Consider the following 17,450-nt stretch of genomic DNA (forward strand, 5'->3'; position numbering starts at 1 on the left):
TGCGACACCGTCTATAAACCCCATTTCAACGATGGGGACGTTCTCCTCCAAGGCTTGAATTTCGACTGAGCGGTAGACCATGACAACCCCACACGCTGCGCACGGTGATCACGACCACAGCGGTCATGACCACGCGGGCCATAGCCATGATGGCCACAGTCACGGTGGGCTTGGTCACAGCCACGCGCCGAAGGATTTCGGGCCCGCATTCGCGCTGGGGACGGCGTTGAACATCGCGTTCGTCGTTGTTGAAGTCATCGCAGGCTTCATGGCGAACTCGATGGCGCTCGTCGCCGATGCCGGACATAACCTGGGAGACGTGCTCGGACTGCTGATGGCTTGGGGCGCCAGCATTCTCGTCAAGCGCCGCGCGACCTTCAACTTCACCTACGGCTTCGGTTCATCGACTATTCTCGCCGCGCTCGCCAACGCCGTGCTCCTGCTTGTTGCGGTCGGCGCTATAGCCCTCGAAGCGGTTCAACGTCTGATCGAACCGGCGCCCGTCGTCGGCAGCACCATGATCATCGTCGCGTCGATTGGCATTCTGATCAACGGCTTTACAGCGTGGCTGTTCATGTCCGGCCGCGAGCGTGATGTGAATATCCGCGGCGCTTATCTACACATGGTCGCCGACACTGCCGTCTCGTTCGGCGTCGTCCTGGTCGGCATCGCGGTGCTGCTTACCGGGTGGGACTGGCTCGACCCGCTCGTCAGTCTCGTCGTCGGCGGTATCATCGTTTGGGGCACATGGGGCCTGCTGCGCGATTCCATTCGCCTCGCAATGCAGGGCGTTCCGGTGAATATCGATCCCAGTAAAGTGCAGGCTCGTCTCGCTGCGCTGCCGGGCGTCGCGAGCATTCACGACCTGCACATCTGGCCGATGAGCACCACGGAAACTGCGCTCACCTGCCATTTGGTCATGCCCGGTGGACATCCAGGTGACGCCTTCATCGCGACGGCCGCCAAGATGCTGCACGACGAATTCGAAATCCGCCATTCGACGCTGCAGTTTGAGGTCAGCGCCGATGCACCTTGCGGTCTGGGTCATGGCTGCGCGCCAGCACTCGAACCGATGCCCCACGGCCATTAAGGGCCAATTACAGCCTAAAATTGCATAATGATCGCATCGCCCCCTTATTTTTAGTGGGCGAGGCGATATATTGCCGACCGATCAATAAAGAAAATCGATTGAAACCAGCGGGGCTTTGCGTTGGAATGGCTTAAAGGAGAACGTCATGCTGCGGCAGATTTCGGAAGGAGAAAATCATGCCGCCCGCCATCCAAGCTGACGTTACCGTCGCTTCAACAGAAGCTCCCTCGATAGAAAACCGGCATCCTCGAAAGAAGCCGGCATTTCACGCGATTTACACGCAAGGCGTATGGCCCGGTCTTTTTCTCACCGCGACGATAGCAGGCTTCGCATACTGTCTCCGCGAGCTCCCCGGTGTCGGCACATTCAGCCCGATGATCCTTTCGATCATCATCGGCATCGCATTCCACAATATCGTCGGCACCCCGCGCCGCGCCAAAGAAGGCGTGACGTTCTCGCTCCGCCGCATCCTGCGCTTCGCCATCATCCTGCTGGGCTTCCAGCTGACCGCACAACAGATCGTCGAAGTCGGACCGATCGGATTTGCCGTTATCGTCGCGACGCTCGTTGCCACCTTCGCCTTTACAACCTGGCTGGGTCACATGGTGGGCGTTGATCGTAAGCTGACGCAGCTCATCGCCGCCGGGACGTCGATCTGCGGCGCATCCGCCGTCATCGCCACCAACACGGTGACGAAGGGACACGACGAAGACGTCGCCTATGCCGTTGCGTGCGTGACCATCTTCGGCTCGATTGCCATGTTCACGTATCCGCTGTTCCCGGCAATCTTCCATCTTGATCCGCAGGCTTTCGGTCTCTGGGCCGGTGCATCGATCCACGAGATCGCGCAGGTCGTCGCTGCATCGTTTCAGGACGGTCAGGCATCGGGCGAATACGGCACGATCGCCAAGCTCAGTCGCGTGATGCTGCTGGCGCCTGTTGTCATTACGCTCGGATTAACGACGGTACGTCGCCAGCAGCCCCACCATCATCACGGCGCGGCGAACGTCTCCGGCAAGGCGCCGATGCCCTGGTTCCTCGTCGGCTTCATCGCGCTCGTCGGCTTAAACAGCCTCGTCGTAATCCCTCCGGACATGAAGCACGTCATCGTGCCAGTGACGACATTCCTGCTCTCCGTGTCGCTCGCCGCCATGGGGCTCGAAACCGACATCATGAAGCTCAAGGCCAAGGGACTGCGTCCGCTGTTGCTCGGTGCAGCTTCATCGCTCTTCATCGCCGGTTTCAGCTTGGGCTTGATCAAGGTAATCGTTTGAGAAGAACGCGAGGATGACATGACGCTTGAACAACTTCGCATTTTCGTCGCCGTCGCCGAAAAGCAGCACGTGACGCAGGCCGCCCACGAAATCAACATCACGCAGTCGGCGGCCAGTTCCGCCATTGCGACCCTTGAAGAACGTTACGCTGTAAAGCTGTTCGACCGCATCGGCCGCCGTATTGAATTGACCGATGCCGGCCGCGTCTTCCTCGTCGAGGCTCGCGGCGTCCTTGCGCGCGCGGCAACTGCGGAAAAGGCGCTTGCCGACCTCGCCGGGTTGAAGCGCGGCTCGCTGTCGATCTATGCCAGCCAGACCATCGTAAATTATTGGCTGCCGCCGTTCCTCGCGATCTTCAACCGGCGTTATCCCGAAATTCAGCTGAAGCTCAAGGCAGGTAATACCCAGCAAGTGGCGATTGCGACGCACGATGGCATCGCCGACATCGGCTTTATCGAAGGAACGATCGACGATCCGCATCTTTCGGTCCGGACGGTCGAGGGGGATCGGCTCGTCATCGTCGTCTCCCCGAACCATCCGTTCGCCGGCAAGGAGAAACTCGAACCCGCCGACATCAAAGCCATGACCTGGGTGATGCGTGAGCAAGGATCTGGCACCCGTGGCGAATTCGAGACCGCACTCAAGGATCATAGTGTTGAGACAGCGGATCTCAATGTCGTCCTTGAGTTGCCGTCGAACGAAGCCGTGTGCGCGGCCGTCGAAGCGGGCGTCGGTGCCACCGCAATCTCTAACCTTGTCGCCGAGGCCGGGCTACTCGCGGGCAAGCTCGTGGCGCTCGAATTCCCGCTTCCACAGCGCTCGTTCTACATTCTGCATCACAAGGAGCGCTACGCGAGCCAAGCCGAGCTGGCGCTTCTGGAACTCATGGGAGCGACAGGCAGGCCATCCGTCCGCCGCCGCGAAAAAGCAGTGTGAGAGAGGCGGTTCCGGCTCACAAGCCACGCGCAAGCCGAAGCAGAAACAGATCGAACTGCTAGGCTTGGCGGGCGGTAGGGAGCGGCCATGAAAATTCTTCTCGTGGGGCATGGCTATGTGGGGTCGTTCCTCCTCTCTGCGCTGACGAATGCCGGTCACGATGTTTCTGTCTGCGATCAGAACGTCGACCGCCTTGTCGGTGTCCGCAACGCCATGCGCTGCCGCTACCAGGAACTGACGATCGCCGATCTCGCTGACTTCGGCGTGATCCTTTGGTTCGCAGGTCATTCCAGCGTGCCGATGTCCTTGCGCGATCCGGACGGCGCACTTGCAAACAACTGTCTCGATCTGCTCCATTTTGCCCGCCGCAAGCAGCTCAACGCCCGGCTGATCTATGCAAGCACCGCAAGCGTTTATTCCGTGATGCAGGCCGAGGACGGCACGCCGCCATCCCCGCTCGATGAAACGGAGACGCGTCTCGATCCGGTCAATCCCTATGATTGCTCCAAGATCTCGATGGACGCGCTCGCCCGCTGCTTCGCCAACGCCATCACCGGCCTTCGTCTTGGTACGGTTTGCGGTGCGAGCCCTTATTTGCGCGGCGAATTGATCTTTAACGCCATGAACATCGCAGCCATGCGCGATGGTTTCGTGCAGGTCCGCAACCGCCAGTCCTATCGCAATATCCTCTTCCTGGAGGACCTCGCGCACTACGTTCTGCGCCTGATCGAGCTGTCAGACACCCTGCCGCCGATCCTCAATACCGGCTCGCTCAATATCGGCATCGGCGATCTGGCCGAGCAAATCGGCGCGTTCCATGGCGTGCCCGTTGTCGATAACGGCAACTCCGTGACGTATTCTTTCCAGATGAACTGCGCACACATTCAATCCCTGTGCGGCGCCCCCCGTCCGATGACCATCGCAGAGCGCTGCGCGCGTTTCCGCGAACATTTCCGTCCCGAGCTGCAAGCGGCATCATGAGTGCAATCTGCGAACCCCAACGCTCCTGCATCGTTTGCGGAAGCGACGTAACGCCATTGCTCGATCTCGACGTGCAGCCGCCGGCGAATCTGCTTCTCGAAAAGCCCGGTGACGCCTACGAGGCATTTCCGCTCGGATTTGCGAACTGCCCGTCATGCACGCACGGCCAGCTGACGTATTTCGTCGATCCCGCCAAGCTCTTTAAGCACTATCTCTACGCCAGCGGCACGAGTGGAACGCTCAAGGCCTATTTCGAGTGGTTCTCCGACACCCTGCGGCGCGCCTGCAAACCGGGTGCACGCGTGCTCGACATCGCGTCCAACGACGGCAGCTTGCTCGGCATTCTGGAATCCCGCGGTTTTGAAGCCATTGGCGTCGACCCAGCGGAAAATCTCAACAAGGTTGCGATCGCTGCGGGACGAAAGGTCGTTACCGGTTTCTTTCCGGCGGCGAGGCCCGAAGGGCTATTTGACGTCATCATAGCGATGAACGTCGCCGCGCACACGCCCGATCCGTCGACCTTCATGAAGGGCGTGCGCGAGTGTCTCGCGCCGGGTGGCGTCGCGATCATTCAGACCAGTCAGGCAATGATGATCGCCAACGGTGAGTTCGACACCGTCTATCACGAGCACTATTCGTTCTACACGGTCGCGTCGATGGCGCGGCTTGCGGAAAAGAGCGGCCTGCGAGTCGAGGCATCACGGCTGACGTCCGTTCACGGTACAAGCCTGCTTTCGTTTCTGCGCCGCGCCGATGAGGATGTAGAATCGTTCGCGTTTGAAGAAAGCGCGCCATTCAGTGTGATGTGGCCATCTCCGACGCCGCCCTTCCTTCTGCCCGAACTTACACTCTCCGAGGCTGATGCGGCCTATGCAAAGTTCGCCGACGGCGCGAAAGGCGCAATGCAATCGGCCGCCGAAGCCGTCGCACGCCATCGCGCGTCCGGCCGCAAGATCGCGCTGGTCGGCGTTGCCGCGAAAGCTTTGACCTTCATTCGCGCCGCCGGCATCGAGCCCGATGTCTATCTCGACGAAGCCGCGCTGAAAGTCGGGCTTACAATTCCCGGAACGTCCCGGCCGATCGAGCCGTTGCAGAACGCAGGCGCGATGGCAACCGATACGACGTTCCTCATCGGGGCCTGGAACTTCGCCGACGAATTGATGCGGAAAATTCGCAACGTCAGCGGCCCCACGACACCGAAATTTATCATTTACTTCCCCACGCTCACGGAAATCGGATAGCGCCGCGATGGCACAAAGGGTCGTCATTTCTCACTTCTTCAATGAGGCCTATCTGCTGCCGTGGTGGCTTCGCCATCACCGCGAAATCTTCGATCATGGCGTGCTGATCGATTATCATTCGACGGACGCCTCCGTCGAAATCTGCCGTGAGCTCGTGCCGCATTGGGAAATCGTCCCCTCGGAAAACGCGACGTTCGCTGCACTTCTTTGCGATTTCGAGGTCATGAAGCACGAGCAGCGTTTTCCCGACGCTTGGAAGCTTGCGCTCAACACCACGGAATTTTTCGTGGCGCCCGGGCTCGCGAAAATGGAACGCCTGATGCTGCAGCACGATCTTGTCGGCGCACGCCTGCCGGGCGCCGTCATGGTCGATACCGATCCCGATAATCCTCCGGACCCCGATAAGCCGCTGGTCGACCAGAAGGCGACGGGCATCTGGGAAGACGAGATGGACTTCAAGCGCCTCGCCATTCCCGGACTCACATTTCCGACGCGCAGCAGGCTTTATCATCGCTATGCCATCGGCGCCTACACGCCGGGTAGGCACAGTTCGCATCTCCCGCGCCAATGCAACGGCAGCCGCGACCTGGCCTCGATCCGCTGGTATGGTTTCAGCCCTTGGTCGAACGCATTCAAGGCGCGCAAGCTGCAGATCTCGACGAAGCGCGATTCATTCGATGTAAAGAACGGCTTCGGCGCTCAGCATCAAGCCGATATCGCTGAGCTTGACGGCCGTTGGGCCAAGCTCGCGCCGCTGAGTACCGCGCTGCATAGCGCGGCCTGACGATCCATCCACCTTCAGACAGTCGCTTCCGGAAGCACCGTGGCTGCGATGGTGTCGCGCAGGATTTTCACCTGATCGCGCCTGACGAACGTCGCGAACGCCTGACGCTCCAACTCGCGCCGCCGCGACTCGTCGCGCACGAGCATAACGCAAGCCTGCACGAGATCTTCATAAGGCACGGCGAACATCGAATGTCGGATGTCTTCGTCAATTTCGGTTTTCGGTCCGCACTCGGAGACGACGGCCTTGCTGTTGGCAAGCAGATATGACGTGCGGACGATCTCGTGAATGCTGTCCTCATAGAAGTGCACGTTGAGGACGACCTTGGCTTCCGCAATCGCCTGATCGCGCTCGCTGCCGTACACGCTGAACATATGCTTGACGTTGAGCCCGGCCTTTGCGAGCCCCTGCAGAACCGCGATGCGGCGTGGATTGGTGCTGCCGTAGAACAGGACGTCGACCGGCTGTTCAAATGACGGAATGCGGCGCGTCATCTCCGGAACGTATCCGACGCTGAAATGGCGAATCAGCGGGTTCTGCGTCAAACGCCGAAGTTCAACGATGTTGCGGACGCTATAATCCCAGATGGCCAGCCGCTTCAGAAGGCTGAAATAAGCGGGCCGTCCTTTAACGTCGAAACCCGTCACCTGTTCGAGATTGACGACGACGGTGTTCGCCGGAACGCTGTCGGCCTCATCTTGCGAAGCGAGCAGATGGGCGCCGAACAGAATGTTGATGCCGGTCTCAGCGAAAGAATTGATCCTTCGGCTCACTGAAACGCCCAAAGCCCGAAGCGCGCTTTCGAAACCCAGCACAAGATCATCGAATGCGGCCGAGTGCGGGTTGCCCGCGGGAACGATGGTGACAATGCTGACCGATTGCCACGCAGGCGGAACAGGATCGGCGCTCAGGAACTCGGATCCGAAAATATCCGCCTCGGCCTTCGAGTGGGAAGCGGTTCCCAAAGCCTTCGAGCGCAACCCGCGAACCCGGGCCGCTTCGAGCTTGTATTCCAATTCCGTTGATGTGGGCTCGAGGTCGAGCGCCGTCTTAAAGGCGTCCGCCGCGTCGTCGAACTTGCGAAGGCTCACCAGCATTTCGCCGAGCATGTCCCACGACTGGGCAGAATTATAGCCAAGGCTGATCGCCTTCGCCTTGGCACGGCTGGCAAACTCGATCTTGCCGAGCGGGACGAGGACCGTCGCCAGCGCTTCGTAGGCCTCGGCCGATTCCGGATCCTTTAGGATAGCCTTCGCGAAAATTTCCGCAGCGTCGTCGAAGCCGCCCGACCGGGCAATCCGCAACCCAGCAAACAACAGCTCCGACACGGAAGCGGTTTCTGGATCGAAGGCGGCCGTCGTTTCGGATGCAATCTCAGTCTCGTCCGGAAGATCAGCAAGCGAGGGCCACTGTTGGTTCATTGCCATCGAGATCTCCGAAACGGCGCAAACGATCAGAAGCCGGACGCTGGTGCGGACCGGCCCAATCTTTCACCTAACGGTTTAACCCTGCGCGAGACTGGCAATGGAAACCAACCAAGGTCCATCGGATGCCCCACGTCCGGCGCGCGTCCCGGCTCAACTTCTGGCGCGGTCCTTGGCGAGAGATACGAGAGCCAGCGTCCTGGTGCGTTCGATGGCGCGCGCCTGCTCAAGCAGAAAGGTGTAAGCAGGGTGATCGTCCGTCAAAGGCTCCAAAAGCTTCACGCCCGCCTTGTGCCAGACGGACCAGGCAATCTGTCCTTCTATGATCAACGCGGGCGCCAGTGAAATGTGCACCGGGTCGCCGGTCGCAAGTCCCTTGATGCTGTCCAGGCGAACGCCGAAGGCGGAAAAATCGATAACTCTGACCTTTTGGGTCGCGCCGCGGCATTCGACGATTGCAGGCAGCATGACCCGCCGCCGCTCGTCGCGTCGTCGCAAATAATTTCTCGATAAAATAGTTGCTGCCATCTCGCCTCCGAATGTCTCGCTTTTACGTGAGAGAAGCGCTGCGGAAACATTGAGCGCACAAAAGGGTATCCGCGCGCCTAACTCGGCCATTTTTGATCAATAAGTACTATAATCAAATTGTTCGGATCCTCAGCGGATCGAGAAAAATTCCCGAACATCTTGGATTCGCTTGGCATCCGATTTTCGTCTCTTGGATCACGACGGATGGATCGTTGCATTTTACGTGTAGGACTAGTTAACTAGGGCTAGTCATATATGATTCTAGGAGAATGCGATGCGGCCCGAACTCGAAGCTGTTCTGGAAGCCTACCGGCAGGATGCAGCACTTGAAGAGCAGTTGATCCAGGAAATCTTGACCGTCCTTGCCGTTACCGGAGCGGCGCGAAAGCGGACTGTTCAGGAATTGTCTCAGATCGTCAGTCGTCACACGATGAAGGCCGCCGAAGAGCGCGACTATCGGCAAAGCTCAGAGGATTTGGCGCGTTTCGATTTTCATCAGCCGCTGCGGCAGATGGCCGCCATCGCATGGTAGAATGTGTGAGGCGTGCAAAAAGATAGCCTGGAAAAAGCGGACGCAATACCTCGCGCACTTGTCGAGCATGCCGGATTTGTTTCCGCAGCACGGGAACGTAGACCTCGTACCCCTGATTGCGAAGATGCATTTCCGCGGTGTGCTCGCGATTAGGATGCACGTTGACCGCGATCCACGCGGCATCGTCAGCAGTCGAAGAATCCACGAATTGCCCCTCATGGCTCTAAAATGATCCATAAGTATCATAACAGAATTTCTGGATGTCTAAATACTAATCTCGCCCCTCAGTCCAATTTTGCCCACAGAACCTCGAAAAACGCGAATTTTCGGAAGCGGATGAAGGGTGTGGATGAACATTAGTAATGGGTGCATTTATGATTAAAAAGGACTAGATATAAAGAGTTCGATTCGCTTGGGTGGTCGGAATGCATTGTTTCGTTTTGCTTGTCGTCGATCTCTTGCTCGTTTCGATGTCGACGCTTATTGCCGTCGTTGTCACGCTGCCTGGACCGGTCGCGTCCGCAATAGCGGCGGCAAGCGCGTATGGGGCTTTCACGCTCTCGGCGGCCATTCCTGTAATGCTGATCTTCGGTCTCAACCGCACCGTCTGGCGTTTCACGTCCCTGGGTGACGGCGTGCACGTGGCCGGCGCCGCCGTGGGGATTGTCGCGCTCACGACAGCGCTGGCGCTCGTTTTAGATCAGACGGTGCTGATCACGCCCAATCTGCTGATCTTGCAGAGTCTGCTGATGCTCTACGCGTTGATCGGGGTGCGCGTCGCAATGCGCATCCGCCACGATCGCCGGCGCCGCGCACGGGTACCCCATGGAAGTGTCGGTGGCTTTCGCAAAAACGTATTGATAGTGGGGCTCGGTCCGCAGACCGACATCTTTCTCTGCGGCGCTGCCAAGGAAGCGGGAGGAGAAAACGAAATCGTCGGCATCCTGTCTCCCTCCCGCCGTCACCACGGCCGAAGGCTGAGATCGCGTAAAATTCTCGGGACGCCGGAAGCGGTTTATGAAGTTCTGCACGACCTCGCTGTCCATGGCATCATCGTCGACCGTATCGTGGTGACATTGCCACCGGCCGCACTTTCGGGAAAAGCACAGGCCGCGCTGGTGCAGTTGCAGGATGGCGGCCTGCTTCGCGTCGACTGGCTGCCGCTACGCCATAGTCTACGAGAGAATGCCGATGCCGCCATCGATGCCGCCAGCGATGGCCTGGAGCCTTCGGTCAACACCTATTTGCCCTGGAAGCGCTTCATCGATGCCACCGCTGCGCTTGTTGGCATTGTGGTATTTGCTCCGTTGATTCTCGTCGTCGCAATGGTGGTTCTTCTCGACGTCGGCGCTCCGGCGATATTTTGGCAGCAGCGCCCTGGTGCACGCGGCAAGCCGATCAAGGTACTGAAATTCCGCACGATGGGGCCGCCGCGGGATCACGCAGGCCGTGCCCTGACAGATGCTGAGCGCGTCTCTACGGTCGGTCGCCTGTTGCGACGGATGCGTCTCGACGAGCTGCCCCAGATCTATAACGTGCTCGTCGGCGACATGTCGTTCGTCGGTCCACGGCCCCTGTTGCCGGTTGATCAGCCGTCCGCGCCTGCTGCCCGCTTGTGTCTCCGTCCTGGTCTGACGGGCTGGGCGCAGATCAAAGGAGGCCGTGACATTTCGAGTGAAGATAAAGCCGCTCTCGATCTTTGGTATATCAGGAATGCATCCTTCACACTCGACGTGAAAATACTCGCGCAGACCGCACGCATGGTTTTATTTGGCGAGAGGGTCGACCCGAACGCGATTCACGAGGCTTGGCAGCTCGTTCGCAACGATCGGCCGTCTATTCTGTCGGCCGATATGGCGGAACATAAACCCGTATGAAATATCTCTTTTCATTCCGACGACATAGCTTCGATTGGCCCGTTCTTCCAACGCCCGGAACCTAACGGCTTTCACCGCGTTAAGAGCCGTCGGGAAAATGGAAATGAACGGCGGGCCAATATCAACGATTGAACGGTCTTCTCTCATCTGGGACGCATGCATAGCGCGCGTTCCTATTAGAAAGAATTAGACCCGGTTCAAAAAATGCGGCAAAATAAAAGTCGTACGTCTATTGCGTGTTGATCGCGATATCGGTATTGCCCTGCACGAACATTTCATTCCTTTCCGAAAGATTTTCCCTGGCGCCGCGTGGTTAACTAGTCGGCAGGACAAACATATTTGCAGTGTGGAGTTCAGGTATGCTGCGGATGGACATAGCCGGTGACGGCAACGGGGCAGGCGCCGCCAATGTCGCCGCGCTGACAATTCAAGACACAGATACCTCGCTCCGAACCTTGGCCCGCAATGAGCTTTTGTTCGAGGCCGGCGATATCAAAACAAAAGTGTATCGGGTCGAGTCCGGCGCGCTGTGCATTTACCGTATCCACCCCGACCTCCGCATTGAGATCATCGAGCATGTGCTCGCTGGCGAGCTGGTCGGCATGGGCTTCCTCGACCGGCACACCGCCAACGCCCGCGCGACCGTCGACGCGACGATCCGTTGTTTCGAACGCGATGCTCTTGAAGGGCTCATTGAGGACGACCCGCACAATAAAGCGCGCTACCACGACGCCGTCGAACGCGAATTTGCCTTCCGTCGCGAAAGCTTGGCGAGTGCTGCACGTGAGCGTCCAATGGTTCGTCTGGCCGCGTTTCTCGTCGCTGTATCGCATCGTATTCGCGACGAAGGTGGTGATCCGAGCTTCATCGATGACTCCGTCGATTGCGGAGTCATCGCCGATTTTCTCGGCCTTAGCGTCGACCTTCTTGCGCTCGCGTTGATGCAACTCGAGATGCGCGGACTGATCGAGACGGCACCGCTTCACGGTCTCCGCCTCAAGGACGTACCGGCCCTGGAATCCATTGCCGAGGAACGTGAGAACGTCCCGGTTAAGTGGGCCGCGGCGACGGACGAAGAGTTGCGCGCCACTCTTCAATAAGTGCGCCTGCCGCCTAGGTACCGTGCGCTCCGGTAAATCGAGTGGGTTGATGACGACGTGCAGTTGGCTGACCGGTAGGCGACGGCAGCGCTGCTTATGTTCGCGGACCGACCAATAAGCCTCGACGTTCGCTCAGCTTCCTGGCCTTGACGCGAGGGGAAGAATGCCCGTTGTTCGTTCCCGCAATCGAAGGGAGCGATCATGAGCGGATTTCCTTTTACGGCATTGAGCAAGCCGGGTGCGGTTTCGCGGCGTGGCTTTCTTGGCACGTCCCTGGCGGCCGCTCTGATTCCATCGGCAGTGACAGCCGAGGAGGCGGTGACCGCGCCGCCCGCGTCACCTTCTCAGCCTCAGCCCACAGCTGGTCCGCCACCCCGCAAAATCCCCGCACGCGTGCTGCCCGTTCCCACCACCGTGAGTCCGGAGCTGCAGGCGATCATCGGCTCGCCATATCCGGTAGGCTGGGACGACATTCCCCAGGACGCGACAGCCTGGAAGCAACTTGCTCTCAAGAGCGCGGCGTCAGTGGCGAGCAATATCGCCGCGATCAAAGAGAAATTTTCCCTTCACGTCGAAAGCACGACGATGGCCGGCGTGCCAGTGTTCGTCATCACGCCGCCGGAAATCGCGCCGAACAATCGCAATCGCTTGCTGGTTCACATTCATGGCGGCGGCTTCGTGCTGTTTCCGGGCGAAGCTGGCGCGGGCGAGGGCATGCTGATGGCGGGCTACAGCAAATGCCGCGTCGTCTCGATCGATTACCGGATGGCGCCCGACTATCTGTTCCCGGCAGCGCTCGACGATGTAACGGCCGTCTGGCGCGTGCTGCTGGCATCGTATGAGCCAAGCAAGATGGCGATCTTTGGTACGTCGGCGGGCGGCGGGCTGACGCTGTCGACGATTTTACGCGCGAGATCCCAGGGTTTGCCGCTGCCCGGCGCCATCGCTCCGGCAAGCCCATGCGCAGACCTGACATGGTCCGGCGACACCGTCATGGCGAACGCGTACGTCGACAATGCGCTTGTCTCGGGGGCGGGCTGGGCTCACGGGGCTACGACGCTGTACGCCGGAACGCACGATCTGACCTTTCCCGAGTTGTCGCCGATCTTCGGCGATTTCCGCGGCTTTCCGCCCGCCATTCTCACATCGGGCACGCGCGATCTGATCCTGAGTGACACGGTCCGAACGCACCGCAAGCTCAGGCAGGCTGGCGTCCATGCTATCTTGCAAGTCTTCGAAGGCGAAAGCCATGCCCAGTTCCTGACGCCGTTCGTCCCGGAAACGAAGGAGGCCTTCGATGAGATCGTTGGCTTCTTCGATACGCATCTCAAAGCGTGAGAAACGTCAAAGCCCCATCATAGCCATGACTTTGTCGACGGCGAGCGTTGGCAGGAGTGTGCCGTTGCGCACGGCCGCTTCAATTTTCGGAAGCTCGGCTCCGACCTGAGGATTGGCCTTGAGCGCGCCCATAAGCCGGTCTTCCAGCATGTCGCGCATCCATGACACGGCCTGAACCTGCCGCCGCTTGGCAAACTCGCCGGTCTCCGACATCGTTTTGCGATGTTCGAGAACCTTTTCCCAAAGCTCTTTAAGTCCGCGGTTGTCGCGCCCCGAAACCGTCAGCACGGGCGGAAACCACGTCGCGCCATGGGGTGTAAAAATCTGCAGCGCGTTCTTGTAGTCGCCGGCCGCGCTCTCCGCCCGTTTGACGTTGTCGCCGTCAGCCTTATTGATGGCGATCATGTCGGCAAGCTCGATAATGCCTTTCTTGATGCCTTGAAGATCGTCTCCGCCGCCTGCGAGCAGCAGCACTAAAAAGAAATCGACCATGTCGGCAACGGCGACTTCCGATTGCCCGACGCCCACTGTCTCCACGATCACCACATCGAAGCCTGCCGCTTCGACGAGTGCCATGGTCTCGCGCGTGCGCCGCGTCACGCCGCCGAGCGTGCCGGACGAGGGCGACGGGCGAATGAAGGCGTTCCGCTCCTGCGCCAGCGAACTCATCCGCGTTTTGTCGCCCAGAATGGAGCCACCCGAACGCTTCGACGTCGGATCAATCGCCAATACCGCCACGAGGTGCCCCTCGGAGATCAGGTTCATGCCGAGCTGATCGATGGTCGTCGATTTGCCGACGCCCGGTACGCCGGTGATGCCGAGGCGAACGGCATTGCCGGTTTTCGGCAACAGCTCCTGCAGCACCTTCTGCGCGAGGCGGCCATGCTCCGGGTTCGAACTTTCCACAAGCGTGATGGCGCGCGCCAGCATCGCCCGGTCCCCGCCAGCAATGCCCGACACATAGTCGGCAACCGAAATTCTGTGTGCTGGGAGTGCGGTAACGGCCATGGCTTAAATGCTGAATCCTGTTCGTTCACAAAGGGGACGTTGGACAAGAAAAACGACGCCGCTGCAAGCTGCGATTTCGCTCTTCGCCGTCACAATCACATGCCATAGATCCGGTTGCTTGCGGAGCCCAAGCTCCGTAGCCTTAGGCGGGGCGTTGGAGGGAGGGTAGCGTGACGTGGGTTACCGAACGCTGGCGGCGGCCGGCATCGCTCGCAAGGATCGGCCTGACGGCCATTATCGCATGCGGCCTGCTGACGGCCTGCTCCGAAGTCCCCAAAATCGGCAAGACAGCCGATAATCAATCGCGCTCCATCGAGGAAGCGCCTGCGGGCTCGCCCGCACCTGCTGCCCCTCCTGCACCGGAGGCGAGCGCGCCTAAGCCAGCGGCTCCCGAACCATCCGACGCGCAAGAGCAAAGCCAAGCCTCAGGCGGCGAAGAGAAGCCTGGAACGTATCATTACTATCGCAAGAAGAAGGCTGCCGCGCCGGATGAGGATGCCGATACCGCAGCTGAACCGCCATCGTCCGAACCTTCACCCGCCGGCGCTGCTCGGCCACCTGAGGAAGAATCTGCCGGAGCCGCTCCCACCGCTTCGCCATCTCCAGCACCGCCGCCGCCACCACCCGTCGTTGCGATGCCGCCGCCAGCTGCACCGGGCGCCGCCGGTCGCGCTGCCGTCGAAACCGATCCGAACAAGAAATATAAAGTCGTTCCGGTTTTTTACGGAACGGATCGCGCGGTCGAGCCCGATCCAACGCGCCTTCAGTTCGGTTCCGAACGCGGACACAAGCTGCAGCTTGGCCGTGCGCTTATCACCGTGCCGTTCAGCCATAAAGTCCCGCACATCGAGCGGCCACGTGTGATCGAGATTCCGTATTTCAAGATCAAGATCTACGCCGAGAAGGAAGATCCCGATAAGCACTTCACCGTGCAGGAGATCACCAGCCTGACGGAAGATCAGATGCTGGCGCTCGTGAAGGAACAACTGGCGAAATCATCTACGTTCAAGAACCACGCCTTCGTCTTCATCCACGGGTTCAACACGTCGTTCGATTGCGCCCTCTACCGGACGGCGCAGATCACTTACGACCTGGGCTTCGACGGTGTGCCGTTCCTCTATAGCTGGCCATCTGGCGGCAATGTCGCGAGCTATACGTATGATCATGGCAGCGTCGAGCAGGCCGAGCCGATGCTTGCCGAATTTCTCGACATGGTCATCCAGAAGAGCGGCGCAAAGTCCATCAGCCTCATCGCGCATTCGATGGGCAACGAACTGCTGCTGCGCGTGCTCGAACGGCTGCGGCCGAAAATTCCGCAAGGCGTTGTCATCAGTCAAGTCATTCTTGCGGCTCCGGATGTCGACCGAGACAAGTTCAACATCATCGCGCGTGAAATCAAAAACTTCGCCAAGGGTGTAACGCTCTACGCCGCCTCAAACGATCGGGCGCTTGGATATTCTCAACGGTTCTGGGGCGGCGTTCCTCGCGCGGGCGACGTTCCGAAAGATGGCCCGTTGATTATTCCCGGCGTCGACACAATCGACGTAACGGCCGTCTCGACCGATGCGCTGGGGCTCAATCATTCAGGCTACGCCGAGAACCCGGCGCTTCTCGATGACGTCAAGGCGCTTGTTGAATTTGGTGTCCGGCCGCCGGACAAACGCTTGAAGAGTATTCTTGCCGTCGAAAGTCCGGGCGGACTGTATTGGCGCTTTCAAGCAACCAACTGACGGCGAACGTCGCGCGGCGTTCGCTTGATACGCTTAGCTACGCCGATTTGGCGCCCGCATCTCCTCCAGGCTGTGCATTTCCCGAGCTCGACCCTGGTTGCTTGCCGGGCTCGCCCTCATCGTGATGGTGGCGATCTTTGATTGTCAGTCCGTAATACAACAACACGCAAAAAATGATTGGCGCTGCAATCACGGAAAGCACGAGCAGGATGTCGTTCAGATATCCATCCACTGGTCAAACTCCGGCAAGATTGCAGTTCAACGGAGAACCCGATCCAAAGTTCCAGGATTGGGGACTAAGAACTATCCTTCCAAAGACTTACATCACGGCGTTTGCGGCCTGCGCGTGAAAGAAAAAACCGCGGAGGCCTCGTCTTCGTGGCATATGCCACGAATGTAAATTTCGTTCAGAAAATACGAGTTGCGAAACTTTTTGGCTTGTCCGGAATGTCAGTATTCTTGACACGCTCAAGAAAACCGCGGCGACCGCCACCGATGGTTCCGGCAAAATCGTCTAGAAAGCCGAAGCTGTGCCGCGCGACGCATGCTTTTTCGTGACGGACGGCTTATCGGCACGCCGCGCCTTGCCTGATTGTCCGCGCAAGTGCTCAGTCTCTTGTCGGACGTTGCGACGGATGGCCTGCGGCGGCTGCCCCAACACACGAAGAAACGCGCGGCGCATCCGGCCGCGATCGGCAAAGCCTGTCTGTCGCGCAACGACGTCGATCGAATGTCGTGACTGTTCCATCAAAATGCGGGCCGCCTCCACGCGAAGCGACTCGATTGCCTTTGCGGGAGATTGCCCCGTCTCGTCGCGAAAGGCGCGCGAGAATTGCCGCGGGCTTAAATGCGCAGCTCCGGCGAGATCCGTGACAGTGAGTGGGCGATGCAAATTCTTCTTCGCGTAGTTGAGGGCCGTTTGAATGCGGTCGGACTTCGGCTCCAGCTCCAAAAGCTCGGAGAACTGCGATTGTCCGCCAGACCGGCGATGATAAAGCACGAGCTTCCGCGCCACTGAGCGCGCGGTCTCCGCGCCGAGATCGGCTTCCACCAATGCCAGCGCGAGATCGATACCCGCGCTCATGCCCGCCGACGTCCAGATCTTGCCGTCGTTGATGAAAATGCGATCCTCGTCGACGAGGGCCGTCGGACATTTCTCCTGCAGCGTTCGGGCAAAAAGCCAGTGCGTCGTTACCCGCTTGCCGTCGAGTAGCCCTGCATCGCCGAGCACGAGCGCCCCTGTGCAGGTCGCGGCAACGCGTCTGCACCGGCGCTCGGATGCTTGCAGGTATTTGACGACGCCGGGCGATGCCGGCTTTGGATCATTGGCGCCATCGACGATGAGCGTATCGAACGCGAGGCCGCCGGCCCGCTTCGTATCGAAAACCAATCCCGCCGAGCTTTTGATCGGGCCGCCTTTTTCCGAAACGAAATGAAGCTCGTACACGGGTTCGCCGTGCACGAAATTCGCCATTTCGAACACCGTCGTGACAGCAAGGCCCATGATCGAGCAGTTCGGGTAGATCAGAAATCCGACGCGCATTGTCCCGTCCTAAAAAGAGCCATGGCTTAAAACGCCTCATATATGTCGTTTGAGCCAAGCCGCT

Annotated in this window: 16 protein-coding genes; 11 read left to right on the forward strand and 5 right to left on the reverse strand. The window is 59.4% G+C overall.

Annotated features, from left to right (window positions below):
- Positions 1-79 precede the first annotated feature (79 nt).
- The 6 genes from RLW55_RS10750 (at position 80) to RLW55_RS10775 (ending at position 6,306) form a co-directional block, all read left to right on the forward strand.
- Complete coding sequence (locus tag RLW55_RS10750) at positions 80-1,090, forward strand: cation diffusion facilitator family transporter (protein ID WP_423414165.1); 1,011 nt, start codon at positions 80-82, stop codon at positions 1,088-1,090.
- Positions 1,091-1,266: 176 nt separating this feature from the next.
- Positions 1,267-2,364, forward strand: a complete 1,098-nt coding sequence (locus RLW55_RS10755; protein WP_423414166.1) for a YeiH family protein — start codon at positions 1,267-1,269, stop codon at positions 2,362-2,364.
- A gap of 18 nt (positions 2,365-2,382) precedes the next feature.
- Entirely contained in the window at positions 2,383-3,300 is a 918-nt protein-coding gene (locus tag RLW55_RS10760; protein WP_409560806.1) for a LysR substrate-binding domain-containing protein, read from the forward strand.
- Between the two features lie 87 nt (positions 3,301-3,387).
- On the forward strand, positions 3,388-4,281 hold the full coding sequence (locus tag RLW55_RS10765) for an NAD-dependent epimerase/dehydratase family protein (RefSeq protein ID WP_423414167.1): 894 nt from the start codon (positions 3,388-3,390) through the stop codon (positions 4,279-4,281).
- Entirely contained in the window at positions 4,278-5,522 is a 1,245-nt protein-coding gene (locus RLW55_RS10770; protein WP_423414168.1) for a class I SAM-dependent methyltransferase, read from the forward strand. The genes RLW55_RS10765 and RLW55_RS10770 overlap by 4 nt, the downstream gene beginning before the upstream one ends.
- Before the next feature lie 7 nt (positions 5,523-5,529).
- Positions 5,530-6,306 (forward strand): glycosyltransferase family 2 protein, encoded by a 777-nt coding sequence (locus RLW55_RS10775; protein ID WP_423414169.1) that lies wholly within the window; start codon positions 5,530-5,532, stop codon positions 6,304-6,306.
- A 14-nt stretch (positions 6,307-6,320) separates the two neighbouring features.
- On the opposite strand, the gene RLW55_RS10780 is transcribed toward RLW55_RS10775, so the two are convergent.
- Both RLW55_RS10780 and RLW55_RS10785 read right to left on the reverse strand, forming a co-directional pair.
- Positions 6,321-7,733 carry a tetratricopeptide repeat protein gene (locus RLW55_RS10780; RefSeq protein ID WP_423414170.1) on the reverse strand — a complete coding sequence of 471 codons (1,413 nt, stop codon included), beginning with the start codon at positions 7,731-7,733 and terminating at the stop codon, positions 6,321-6,323.
- Between the two features lie 150 nt (positions 7,734-7,883).
- Complete coding sequence (locus RLW55_RS10785; protein ID WP_423414171.1) at positions 7,884-8,348, reverse strand: PilZ domain-containing protein; 465 nt, start codon at positions 8,346-8,348, stop codon at positions 7,884-7,886.
- A gap of 184 nt (positions 8,349-8,532) precedes the next feature.
- Between RLW55_RS10785 and RLW55_RS10790 the strand changes: the two genes are divergently transcribed.
- Entirely contained in the window at positions 8,533-8,790 is a 258-nt protein-coding gene (locus tag RLW55_RS10790) for a hypothetical protein (protein ID WP_423414172.1), read from the forward strand.
- Here the strand turns inward: RLW55_RS10790 and RLW55_RS10795 are convergent.
- Positions 8,675-8,920: a transcription termination/antitermination NusG family protein gene (locus RLW55_RS10795; protein WP_423416403.1), complete on the reverse strand. Its 246-nt coding sequence runs from the start codon at positions 8,918-8,920 to the stop codon at positions 8,675-8,677. The genes RLW55_RS10790 and RLW55_RS10795 overlap by 116 nt on opposite strands.
- 295 nt (positions 8,921-9,215) lie before the next feature.
- Here RLW55_RS10795 and RLW55_RS10800 point away from each other — a divergent pair, with 295 nt between their 5' ends.
- From RLW55_RS10800 to RLW55_RS10810, 3 genes are all read left to right on the forward strand, one after another.
- Positions 9,216-10,667, forward strand: coding sequence for a sugar transferase (locus RLW55_RS10800; protein WP_423414173.1), 1,452 nt, complete (start codon positions 9,216-9,218; stop codon positions 10,665-10,667).
- Between the two features lie 359 nt (positions 10,668-11,026).
- Positions 11,027-11,767, forward strand: coding sequence for a Crp/Fnr family transcriptional regulator (locus tag RLW55_RS10805; protein WP_409560777.1), 741 nt, complete (start codon positions 11,027-11,029; stop codon positions 11,765-11,767).
- A gap of 201 nt (positions 11,768-11,968) precedes the next feature.
- Positions 11,969-13,105: an alpha/beta hydrolase gene (locus RLW55_RS10810; RefSeq protein WP_423414174.1), complete on the forward strand. Its 1,137-nt coding sequence runs from the start codon at positions 11,969-11,971 to the stop codon at positions 13,103-13,105.
- A 6-nt stretch (positions 13,106-13,111) separates the two neighbouring features.
- Here the strand turns inward: RLW55_RS10810 and meaB are convergent, their stop codons facing one another.
- On the reverse strand, positions 13,112-14,113 hold the full coding sequence (gene meaB / locus RLW55_RS10815) for a methylmalonyl Co-A mutase-associated GTPase MeaB (RefSeq protein ID WP_423414175.1): 1,002 nt from the start codon (positions 14,111-14,113) through the stop codon (positions 13,112-13,114).
- Between the two features lie 170 nt (positions 14,114-14,283).
- Between meaB and RLW55_RS10820 the strand changes: the two genes are divergently transcribed.
- On the forward strand, positions 14,284-15,843 hold the full coding sequence (locus RLW55_RS10820) for an alpha/beta hydrolase (RefSeq protein WP_423414176.1): 1,560 nt from the start codon (positions 14,284-14,286) through the stop codon (positions 15,841-15,843).
- 514 nt (positions 15,844-16,357) lie between these two features.
- Here the strand turns inward: RLW55_RS10820 and RLW55_RS10825 are convergent.
- Complete coding sequence (locus tag RLW55_RS10825; protein WP_409560773.1) at positions 16,358-17,386, reverse strand: GlxA family transcriptional regulator; 1,029 nt, start codon at positions 17,384-17,386, stop codon at positions 16,358-16,360.
- Positions 17,387-17,450 lie beyond the last annotated feature (64 nt).

It is taken from the genome of Hyphomicrobium sp. B1 (assembly GCF_049532635.1).
GTDB lineage: Bacteria > Pseudomonadota > Alphaproteobacteria > Rhizobiales > Hyphomicrobiaceae > Hyphomicrobium_B.